The 11570-nt window shown below is 74.0% G+C and carries 6 protein-coding genes; 1 reads left to right on the plus strand and 5 read right to left on the minus strand.

The window, feature by feature from the left end; all coding sequences use genetic code 11:
- On the plus strand, positions 1–4570 hold a 4570-nt coding region (locus tag ABZ749_RS17665), incomplete at its 5' end, for a permease (protein WP_357228929.1).
- Positions 4571–4731: 161 nt separating this feature from the next.
- On the opposite strand, the gene purE is transcribed toward ABZ749_RS17665, so the two are convergent.
- From purE to ABZ749_RS17690, 5 genes are all read right to left on the minus strand, one after another.
- Entirely contained in the window at positions 4732–5229 is a 498-nt protein-coding gene (purE, locus tag ABZ749_RS17670) for a 5-(carboxyamino)imidazole ribonucleotide mutase (RefSeq protein ID WP_357228931.1), read from the minus strand.
- 32 nt (positions 5230–5261) lie between these two features.
- A complete protein-coding gene (locus tag ABZ749_RS17675; RefSeq protein ID WP_357228934.1) occupies positions 5262–6437 on the minus strand; it encodes a 5-(carboxyamino)imidazole ribonucleotide synthase in 1176 nt (391 codons plus the stop codon).
- A 121-nt stretch (positions 6438–6558) separates the two neighbouring features.
- Complete coding sequence (locus tag ABZ749_RS17680) at positions 6559–8595, minus strand: thioredoxin domain-containing protein (protein ID WP_357228938.1); 2037 nt, start codon at positions 8593–8595, stop codon at positions 6559–6561.
- A 52-nt stretch (positions 8596–8647) separates the two neighbouring features.
- Entirely contained in the window at positions 8648–11179 is a 2532-nt protein-coding gene (locus ABZ749_RS17685; RefSeq protein WP_357228940.1) for a bifunctional diguanylate cyclase/phosphodiesterase, read from the minus strand.
- Positions 11180–11358: 179 nt separating this feature from the next.
- Positions 11359–11570: hypothetical protein (locus ABZ749_RS17690; RefSeq protein ID WP_357228943.1), on the minus strand; the 212-nt coding region annotated here is incomplete at its 5' end.

Genomic DNA, 11570 nt, shown 5'->3' on the forward strand with positions numbered 1-11570 from the left:
GTCGACCGAGCCGACCGCCGCCCCGGAGGACCCGCCGCCGCCCCCGCCCCGGGCCGCCTGGCTGGACGTGGACGACCCGGAGCACCCGCCGGAGGCGTCCTCGCGCGAGGTGCAGAACATCCCGCTGGGGCTGGGCGCGCTGCTCCTCGGCGTCGCCGCCGTGGTCTTCGCCGCGGTGGCCACCAGCTCGATGGACGCGCTGGCCCGGCTCGGCATCCTGCTCCTGGCCACCGTGCTGATGCTGCTCGCCCCGCCGGCACTGGCCCGGCGCGGGCTCACCTCGACCGCCGAGACCATCGCCGCGGTCGGCCTGCTGCTGGTGCCGCTCGCCGGCAACGCCCTCTGGGCGGTGGACCGGATCGGCGTCGGCGGCGGCTCCGGCACGGTCTTCGCCGGGGTGATCTTCGCGGTCACCGCCGCCGTCGCTTTCGGGTACGCCGGTTGGACCGGTCTGCGCGCGCCCCGCTTCGCCACCGTGCTCGCCGCCCAGCCGGTGCTGCCGCTGCTGGCGTACGACCAGATCACCGGCCCGGGCGGCTGGGCGCTGGTGCTGGCCCTGGTCGCCCTCGTCAACCTCGGCCTGGCCCGCTCCGGCGTGACCGTCGAACGCCAGGTCCGGCAGGACCTGCCATCGCCGGGCACGCCGCCCGCGCCCCGCCAACGAGACGCCGAGAGCCGGCCGGAGGGCGACCCGGAGGAGGCCGCCGAGCTGATCGACGCCAGCGGCGGCGCGACTGACCCGCAGCCCACCAGGCCGGTGCCCGGCCTGCGTGAGCTGACCTGGTTGCTGCACGCCCTGGCGGTCGCCGTCTCGCTGGCGTACGCGGTCACCGCCCTGCTGCGGGCACAGACCGTGCCGACCGCTACCGGCGCCGGGGTGGTGCTGCTGCTCGCCGCCGTGATCGGGCTGGCCGGCGCGTTGGTGCTGCGGCGCCCGCCGCTGCCGGACGTCGCGGCCGGCATCCTCACCCTGGCGGTGATCGGCTCGCTCAGCCGGATCGCCTCGGTGGCACTCCCTGGCCGGGCGCTGCTGCTGATCGCGGCGGTCATCACCGTGACCGGGCTGGCGGTGCGCGCAGTCCCGGAAGCGGCCCGACGTGGCCCACAGTTGGCCTCAGCGGTGGCGCTGACCGTCAGTGGTCTGGTGGTCGCCGGCGGCGCGCTACGCGCCGGGGTGGCACCGGTCCGGGCGGCACTGCCCGCCTGGAACCCCGACCTCAGCCGATACCCGGGCGAGCTGGCCGCCGCCGTCGGGCCGACGACCTGGCAGCTCGCGGGTGCCGCGTTCCTGCTCACCATCGCGGCGGTGCTGGCCCTGCCCACCGAGATCCGCCGGGAGTTCGCGGTCGCCGGCGCGGCGCTCACCGCGCTCGCCGTTCCGGCCTCGTTCGGTCTCGGCTGGGCGACGGCCCCCTGGCCAATGGTGATCACCGCGATCGGCATCGGGGTCATCGGGCTGTCCGCCCGCACCGACCGAGCCGCTGTGGCGCACGCCATCGGGGCGGCCGTGGTCGGCCTGTTCGGCGCGGGTGCCAGCCTGGCCAGCCCCACCCTCACCGCCGCGGTCCTGATCACCCTGTTCGCGGCCGGCACGCTGGTCACGCTGGCGCCCCGGATCCGGATCGCCTCGGCCGCCTCCGAGACGGTCACCGCCTGGGCCGCCGGTGGGGCCGCGTTCGCGCTGCCCGGGGCGGTGGCGGCGTTCGTGGCCGCGACCATGCCGAACGACCCGCTCCTCACCCCGGCGAGCCTGCGCGAGGTGACCGTTCCGATCCTGGCGGCCAGCTTCCTGGCGGTCTGCGTGACACTGGGCTACGCGGCCGTCGTGCAGGTCTCCCAGCGCCACATCCCCGTTCCGCTGTCGGTCGGCACCGGGTTGGGCGCGCTGATGGTCACCGCCGCCGCGTTCGGGGCGCCCGGCGCAACCGTCGCCGACGCCTGGGTGGGCGCGCTCCTGCTGGTCGCGGCGGTGCTGCTCTTCCTGGCCCCCTCCATCGACGCCGGCCGTCGCGCCGACCTCACCCTCGACGGCTCGGACCTGGCCGCCGCTGCGGTCACCACCGCCCTGATCGCCACGCTGGTACGGATCGGGGCGGTGCTCGCCCCCGGCGGGCAGCTGGCGGTGGCCGCCGCCCTGCTCCTGGTGGTCGCCGTGGCCGCCCGCAGCATGCCGGAGGAGTGGCGACGCGGTCCGATCCTCGGCCTCACCGTCGGCGGCGTCCTGATCGGCGTCCTCGCCGGCTGGACGGCGGTGCGCGGCGGGGTCGGCGTGCTGGCCACCCCCGGCCCGATCTGGAGGGGCGACCTGAGCGACTGGCCGGCCGCCCCCGTCGGCGGTGCCACCTGGCAGGCGCCGGTCGCGCTGGCACTGCTGGCCCTCGCCGCCGGCATCCTGCTCCCGCCGCCGTGGCGCTGGGACGTGTCCGGTGTGGCGGTGGTACTCGCCACGATCGGCGCACCGGCCGCATTCGATCTGGCCTGGTGGTCACCGGTCCTGGTCGGCGGAATGGTCGCCACCGTGTTCGGCGTGGCCGCGGTGGCCACGGAGGAGGCGCGCGCCGGGCTGTCCCGGGCCACTGTGGCCGGGGTCGTCGCGCTGCACGCTGCCGGAGCCGGGCTGGTCCGCCCGTGGACCACGGCCCTGGCGCTGGGCAGCATCGCGCTGATCGGCGTGGTGGTGGCCACGCTGGCCCGCGTCCTCGCCGGTCCACAGGTCGCCGACATCGACACCGAGGGCATGCCGCCGCACCTGGCGCAGATCGGCGGCGCGGCGATCGGTGCCGCTCTGCTGGCCCTCCCGGGTGCGGTGGCGGCACTGTCCGCCGAGTTCGACCACTCGGCGCAGGTGGTGCTGACCGCCGCGCTGGCCGCGACCAGCCTCGGCCTGGCCGCCGTGGCAGCGGTCCGCCGACTGGTGCCGCAATATCTGCCCTGGGTCAGCGTGGCGGTCGTCGGCGGGGCCACCATCAGCGCCCTCGCCGCCATCCCCACCGGCCTCGCCGCCGGCGTCTACGCGGCCGCCGCCGCCCTGCTCGGCGTACTGGCCGAACTGATCCGCGCGGCCACCGTGCCGCCCACCGGCGCGGCCCAGCCGGTCCGGCGCTGGGCGGTCCGACTCGACGGGGCCCTGCGGCGGCTGCCGGACGACGCGGAACGACGGCGGTGGCGGGTCAACCCGGCCGCGGGTGCGTTGGCCGCGGCGGCGCTGCCGACCGCCCTGGCGCTCGCCTCGATAGCACCCGCGCTGGTCACCGCCCTGGTCGAGCCGCACCGCACACTCACCCGGATCTGGCAGGGCCCGCCGCCGGAGCTGCTCACCCCTCCACCGGACGTGGTCAACCCGACCCACGTGCTGACGGCGCTGCTGCTCACCGCGACCGCCGCGCTGGCCGCCACCGGGTTCAGCGGCGGGCGGCGTTCCCGGGCCGTGCCAGTGGTGCTGCCCGGGGCGGCCGTCACGCTGCTGATCGCACCCATCGCGCTGGGCCAGGGCTGGCCCGCCAGCACCGTCGCCGCGCTCTCCGTCTTCACCATCGCGATGCTCGGTCTCGCACTGACCCCACCGCCGGCGCTGGTCGAGCGGGCACGCTCGCTGCGGCTGGCCCGGGTGCTGGTGTTCGCCATCGGTCTGGCCGGTGGCAGCGCCGGGCTCGCCGGCAGCCTGGCCGACCGGCAGATGACCCTGTTCACACTGGGCAGCGCGGTCGGGGTGGGCGCGGTGGCCGCGCTGTTCGGCACCACCCAGCGGGCGCGCATCCTCGGCTGGCTCTTCGCCTCACTCATGGCGCAGCTCTTCGTGCTCACCGTCGGCCTGGTCGCCGGGCTGGCGGCGGTCTGGTCGGCGTTCGGAGTGCTCGCCGTCGGCGCGGTCCTACAGGTGCTCGCCGCGACAGTGCCCCGCTTGCGCCGCCCCGAGGCGCAGCGGGAGGCCTCCACTGTGGAGTGGACCGGGTACGCTGCCGCGCTGATCGCGTTGGCCCTCGCCTTCGACTCGCCCCGCCACATCGCCGCCCTGCTGGCCGCCTGGGGCGCTGTCCTCGGGGTGGCGGCGACCCGACCCGGTCGCCGACCGGTGGAACGCCGGATCCTGTTCTGGGCGGTGGTGGTCTGTGAGATCACCGCGTGGTGGATCCTGATGCGAGTCGCCGACGTGGCGCTGCCCGAGGCGTACACGCTGCCGTTCGCCGTGCTGGCCCTCCTCGTCGGCGTCCTGGAGCTGCGCCACCGGCCCGACATGAGCAGTTGGGTGGCGTACGGCCCGGCGCTGGTAGCGGCCTTCGTGCCGACGCTGGCGATCGTGCTGGCCACCGAGTCCAGCACGGTGCGGCAGATGCTCCTGCTGCTCGGCGCGGTCGCGGTGCTTATCTTCGGCTCGTCCAGTCGACAGCAGGCCCCGGTGATCGTCGGCGCGTCGGTCACCGCGATCACGGCGATCCACGCCCTGTTCAGCCTGGGCCCGTGGTTGGCGCTGATCCCGGTGGGCATCCTGCTGCTGGTGCTCGGCGCAAGCAACGAGCGCCGCCGCCGCGCCCAGGAACGCCTACAGACCGCCCTGCGCGGCATGAGATAAACCGGAGGGCCACGGCGGGGTGAGTGGGCCTTACGCGATCTTGCACTTTCTGTTGCGGCATAAGGCGTATAAGCCGCAGAACAACGACCGCAAGTGCAAGATCGCGGGGGCGGGGCGGGGCGGGGGTCGCGGCGCGAGGGCTGGGGCGGGGCTGTGGGGGGTTAGGGCTGGGGCAGGGCTGCTTGGAGGGCGGCTTCCTTTGTTGCTACCAGCTTCTCCAGGTCCTGCTGGTAGGTCGCCATCTTGGCGCGCAGGCCCTCGTCGGCGGCACCGAGGATCCGTACGGCGAGCAGGCCGGCGTTGCGGGCGTTGCCGATCGACACGGTGGCGACCGGGATCCCGGCCGGCATCTGCACGATGGACAGCAGCGAGTCCATGCCGTCGAGGTGCTTCAGCGGCACCGGCACGCCGATCACCGGCAGTGGCGTCACCGAGGCCACCATGCCAGGCAGCGCGGCGGCACCCCCGGCCCCCGCGATGATCACCTTGAGGCCCCGGTCGGCAGCGTCGCGCCCGTACTCGATCATCGCGACCGGAGTCCGGTGCGCCGAGATCACCCGGACCTCGTACGCCACGCCGAAGTCGTCCAACACCTCGGCCGCGGCCCGCATGGTCGGCCAGTCCGAGTCGCTGCCCATGATCAAGCCAACGGTGCTCACTGCTGCCCCTTCGTCGTTCCCGAAACCGTGGCTCACTCGTGGCCCTCGCGCAGCCAGCGCGCGGCGCGTGCGGCCCGCGCCCGCAGGTCGTCCAGGTCGTCACCGAGCACGGTGACGTGCCCGATCTTGCGGCCAGGTCGCACCTGCTTGCCGTACAGGTGCACCTTGGCACCCGGCTCGGCGGCGAAGAGGTGGTGCAACCGCTCGTCGATCGACATCCCGCCCGGCTCACCGCCGAGCACGTTCGCCGACACCACCACCGGGGCGGTCAGCGCGGTGTCACCCATCGGGTAGTCCAGCACGGCCCGCAGGTGCTGCTCGAACTGCGAAGTCCGGGCACCCTCGATGGTCCAGTGACCGGAGTTGTGCGGTCGCATCGCCAGCTCGTTGACCACGATCGCGGGCCGGCCGGCGTCGTCGCGCACCTCGAACAGCTCCACGGCCAGCAGGCCGATCACACCGAGCGCGGTGGCCAGGTCGATGGCGAGCTGCTGAGCGGAGACCGCCAGCTCCTCGTCCAGGCCGGGGGCCGGGGCGAGGACCTCCACGTTGATGCCGTCGCGCTGCACGGTCTCGACCACGGGGTACGCGGCCACCTGACCGAACGGCGAACGGGCCACCTGCACGGCCAGCTCCCGCCGCAGCGGCACCCGCTCCTCGACGATCAGCCGGGTGCCGCCAGCGAGCAGCGTGGTCGCCAACTCGGTGGCCTGGGCGGCGTCGTCGACCATCCAGACGCCCCGGCCGTCGTACCCACCCCGAGCCGCCTTGAGGACCACCGGCCAGCCGACCTGCTCGCCGAAGCCGACGAGGTCGGCGGGCTCGGCAACCGGCCGCCAGGCCGGGTTGGGCGCACCCAGCTCGGTCAGGCGTTCCCGCATGACCTGCTTGTCCTGCGCGTGCAGCAGCGCGTCGGCCGGCGGGTAGAGGGGCACCCCTTCCGCCGTCAGCGTGCGGATGTGCTCGGTGGGCACGTGCTCGTGGTCGAAGGTGACGACGTCGCAGCCCTTGGCGAAGGTGCGCAGCGCGGCCAGGTCGGTGTGGTCGCCGTACTGGACGTCGGCGGCGACCAGCGCCGCGCCGTCGTCAGGGGCGGTCGCGAGCACACGCAGTGACTGGCCGAGGGCGATCGCGGCCTGGTGGGTCATTCGGGCCAACTGGCCGCCACCCACCATGCCGACAACTGGCAGACCGGTACGGGAATCCATAGCGCGGCCAGCCTATCCGGGCCGTCGACGGGCCCACCGGGAGGGCCGGCGACCCGCCTCGGGAGCGCTGGCGGGACCACCCGGCGGGCGGGGCGGGCGACTACCGGGCGTGGCCGTGCGCTCAGCCCAGTTCGGCTACCAGCTCCTCGACCGAGGTGACCGGCCGCTGGCAGACGAAACCCCGGCAGACGTACGCGGCGGACCGCCCCTCGACCAGCGGACGGTCGGCGAGCAGCGGAACACCCGGCTGGTCCGGACGCCCGGCGACGACCACCGCTCCGGGCGGCGCGTGCCGGCGGGCGGCGGCCACCAGGGGGTCGCCGGCCGGGTCGTCGGTGACCACGGCGATCTCGTACGGCCCGGAGAGCAACGCCTCGCCGACGGTTGCCGCGTACCCGGTGAACCGGGGGTGCTTACCGACGATCGGCGCGACAGTGCCGAGGGCCGCTTCGGCGGCCTCCCGGTAGCGCGTCTCCCCGGTCAGCGCCGAGTACGCCACCAGCCCGGCGATCAACGCCGACCGGCCGGACGGGGTGGCGTTGTCGGTCGGGTCGGCCGGGCGGGCGACCAGCCGCTCCGCGTCGTCGGCGGTGTCGTAGAAGGCGCCACCGGGCGCGGCGAAGTGCGCCAGGGCGGTGTCCAGCAGCTCGCCGGCCAGGGTCAGCCAGCGGCCCTCGCCGGTGAGTTGGTGCAGCGCGCAGAAGGCCTCGGCAACACAGCCGTAGTCCTCCAGGACACCGGCCGGCTCGCCGACCTTGCCGTCCCGGGAGACCCGGCGCAGCCGGCCGTCCACCAGGTGTACGGCGGCCAGGTGCTCGGCGGCCCGGCGCATCGCCCCGTCGGCGACGATGGTGACGCCGTCCATCAGGTTGGCGTCCTCGTCCTGCGGGGACGCGTACACGGCGGCGACCTGCTGGAACTCGGCGATGGCGGTGATCGCCAGACCGTTCCAGGCGGCCACCACCTTGTCGTCGAGGGCCGGCTGGGGGCGGGTGTCCCGGGCGGCGAGGAGTCGCCCGACCACCTGCTGCCAGCGGGCGCGCACCTCGGGCGCGGCGTCGTCCACGTCCCGGGCGAGCCGCAGCACGCTCATGCCCTTCTCGAAGGTGCCGTCGTCGGTGACGGTGAACAGGTCGGCGGCGAACCGGCCGTCCTCCTCGCCCAACGCCTCCACGAGCTGCGTCGGCGTCCAGGCGTAGGTGAGCCCCTCGACGCCTTCGGTGTCGGCGTCCAGTGCGGATGCGAACCCCTGCCCGGGCCGGTGCAGCTCGTCGGCGAGGAACCGGGCGGTGTCGCGGGCCACCCGGCGGGCCAGCGGGTCACCGGTGAGTCGCCACAGCTGGGTGTAGAGCCGCAGCAGCAGCGCGTTGTCGTAGAGCATCTTCTCGAAGTGCGGCACCGTCCAGTGCGCGTCCACCGAGTACCTGGCGAAGCCGCCCGCGAGCTGGTCGTAGAGGCCGCCCCGGGCCATCGCCTCGGCCGTGTGCCGGGTGATCTCCAGGCTGCCCGGGTCACCGGTGCGCTGGTGGTGACGCAGCAGGAAGAGCAGGTTCATGTGCGGCGGAAACTTCGGGGCGCCACCGAACCCGCCGTTCGTGGCGTCGTACTCGCCGGCAAGCTTCGCGGCCGCCGCGTCGAGCAGCGGGGCGTCCAGCGGCGCGGTGGGGCCGCCCACGGCCTGCGCGCCGCCGATCGCCTCGACCACGGCGGCACCCTGGCCCAGCACCGCCTCGCGCTGCTCCCGCCAGGCGGTGGCGACCGACTGGAGCAACTGGACGAAGTTGGGTCGCGGGAAGTAGGTGCCGCAGAAGAACGGGGTGCCGTCCGGGGTGGCGAAGACGGTCATCGGCCAACCGCCCTGGCCGGTCATCGCCTGGGTGGCGGTCATGTAGACCGCGTCCACGTCCGGACGTTCCTCACGATCCACCTTGATCGACACGAAGTTGTCGTTCATCAGGGCACCGACCTGCTCGTTCTCGAACGACTCGTGCGCCATGACGTGGCACCAGTGGCAGGCCGCGTAGCCCACCGAGATGAGCACCGGAACGTCCCGCCGCTTCGCTTCGGCGAACGCCTCGTCCGACCACTGCCACCAGTCGACCGGGTTGTCGGCGTGCTGGAGCAGGTACGGACTGGTGGCCTCGGCGAGTCGGTTCACCTGACGACCATAGCCAGCCCGGGGGCGGACCGCGCGGGCTCCACCCGGACGGTCAGGACGCGCCGTCGGCGCGGAGCCGGAACACGTTCGACTCCGCCGAGTCGCGCAGCGACCCCAGCACCGCGCCGATCTTGTCCGCCGGCATGGGTTTGAAGAAGTGGTAGCCCTGCGCGGAGGTGCAGCCCAACTCGGCCAGGGCCATTCGCTGCTCGGCGGTCTCCACCCCTTCGGCGACCACCCGCAACCCCAACTCGTGAGCGAGGCCGACGGTTGTCCGGACGATCGCGGCGGCCTCCGGCGAGTCGGCCATCCGGATGACGAAGGAACGGTCCACCTTCAACTCGTCCACCGCGATCCGGGTCAGGAAGGTCAGTGACGAGAAGCCGGTGCCGAAGTCGTCGACAGCGAGTTGCACGCCCATCGACCGGAGCGTCGCCAGCACCTCGTCGATGACCTCCAGCTCGCTCATCACCACCGTCTCGGTGATTTCCAGCACGAGCCGGTGCGGCGGCACCTGGTGGCGGCGCAACGCCTCGGCGATCTCCGCCGGCAACCGGGGATCGAGCAGGCTGCGCGCCGAGAGGTTGACCGAGATCGGCACGTCCAGCCCGTCCCGGGCCCAACCGGCGGCCACACTGAGCGCCTTGTTCAGCACGTAGCGGGTGAAGGCGCCGAGCTGCTCGCTGTTCTCCACCGGCCGGATGAAGTCGGCGGGGTTCAGCCACCCACGCCTGGGGTGCTGCCAACGGATCAGCGCCTCCACCCCGGTGGGCGCACCCGTGGCCAGGTCGACAGCCGGCTGCAACGCCAGCACCAGCTGATCGTCGACCGTCAACGCCTCACGCAGCTCGGCCAGCAGGGCGAGCTGGTCGGTGCTGGCCGCGTCGCGTGCGCCGTCGTACGCGGCGACGTTGCCACCGCCCTCCTTGGCCTGGTACATCGCGATGTCGGCCCGACGCAGCAGCTCGGTCAGGTCCGCGGTGCCCGCGGCGGCCACCACCACCCCGACCGAGACCTCGATGGACATCCGTACGCCGGCCACCTCGGTCGGTGCGGCCAGCCGTTCGGCGATCTCGCGGGCCTGACGCAGCGCGTGGGCCATCGGGGCGGCCCGGTCGCCGAGCACGGGCACCGCCGTGAGCAGCAGGGCGAACTCGTCGCCACCGAGTCGACCGAGCAGGTCACCGGCGCGGACCAGCGCGTTGAGCCGGTTCGCGGTCAGTCGCAGCAGCTGGTCACCCGCCGCGTGACCGAGGGTGTCGTTGACTTCCTTGAACTGGTTGATGTCCAGCAGCAACAGCGCCACCGGGTGGTCGTGGCCGAGCTGTCGCAGCGACTGGTCGCCCTTGCTCAGCATCGCCGCCCGGTTGGCGAGCCCGGTGAGCGGGTCGTGCACCGCCTCGTACGACGAACGGGCGGTCACCAGCCGCAGCTCGTGGTGGGTCGCGGCGTCGTGCAGAGCGGCGGCGAGGGCGTCGCCGAACGCGGCCACCGCGTCACGTTCCCGGGCCGTGGGTGGGGCCGAGCGGGGGAACCGCACCCGCAGCCGACCGACCGGCGTGGCGCCGACCGACAGCGCCCGGCTCAGCTCGTGCTCGTCCGGCTCCGACTGGTCCGGCGGGCTGGTCTCCCGGTCGACCAGCTGACCGCTGGCGTCGCCCCGGTAGCGGTGCCACCGGCCGTCGGCCCGGGCCACGTCGACGTCCACCAGCTCGGCGTTGAACAGGGTCAGCGCCCCGGTGACCGCCGCGCTGGCCACGCCCCGCTCGTCGAGCTGGTTGAGGGCCGCGGTGGCCTCGGCGAAGGCACGCCAGGTGCGCCGCTCCTGATCGGAGCGCAGCCGGTAACGGTAGGTCTGCTGCAACAGCCACAGCAGCGGCGGTAGCAACAGCAACCAGCGCGGGTCGAGTTCCAGAAGGGCGACCACCACGAGGCCGACCGCCACGTTGCCGACGAACATCAGCAGCTTGCCACGCAGTGCGGCGAGCAGCGGCGGCCCGATCGGCAGCCCGTGCCGCAGACCCAGCGTCACGCCGCCCAGCCAGGCGGTCACCAGGAGGTACGTCACCGAACCGGCGATCACGGCCAGCGCCAGGATCGGGGTGGGTGGCGAGAGCAGGGGCCGCCCGAGCGCGGTGGTCACGGAGACGGCCAGTGCGGACGCGGCGGCCAGCGAAGCGGCGATCCGGACGATCTCCAGGGCCGGACGGCGGTCGCTGTGCAGTGACAGCAGCGTCCAGGCCAACCCGGTGCCGAGCAGCGTGGCGGACGGGAGCCAGCCGGCTGGAGTCAGGTAGAGGCAGACGATCAGGGCCGCCTCGCCCCAGGTGATGCTGACCATGCCGGCGGCCGAACGGAATCGCAGCCGGGCGAGCTGGGCGAGGGCCAGGACGGCGACGGCGATGCCGAAACGGGCCGGACCGCCGAGGGGGTCGTCGGCCGGCAGCCGGACCGGGAGGGTCAGCCCGACCGCGGCGGCGGCCAGGGCGGTCAGCGTGACGGCGGCGGTGAGCACGAGCACCCGGCCCGGTGTGCCACGCACCCCGAGCCGATCGAACGGGTCGTCGGCCGGACCGGAGGTCATCGACCTCCCCCGTCAGCCGACCGACCGACGTCGCGGTGGGCGGCCGGTGCTGTGCTGGTCATCGGCGCCCCCTCCCGCACACGGCTCGGAGACTTTTGGTCCCCCCGGCGGAAGGCTAAGCCAAACCGGGTGGTCGCAACAGGGGGCGACCACCCGGTTCGGCGTGATTCACGCGCGGACTACCCGTTCAGGTGCTGCTGGTGCCCGTTGGGAGCGGGCGTGGATGAATCACGCCCCCCGGTCCCGTCTGTCGGATCGACGACTGCCGCATCGGCCCTGCTCGGGTCGGTCGGCCCGGACTGCGTGGGGAAACGCTCCGGCAGACGGCGCAGCCGAGCGTTCATGTTGCGGATCAGCAGAATGGTCGCGGTGGCCAGCAGCAGGATGAGGA

The sequence above is a fragment of the Micromonospora sp. NPDC047753 genome (assembly GCF_040642735.1).
Classification (GTDB): domain Bacteria; phylum Actinomycetota; class Actinomycetes; order Mycobacteriales; family Micromonosporaceae; genus Micromonospora.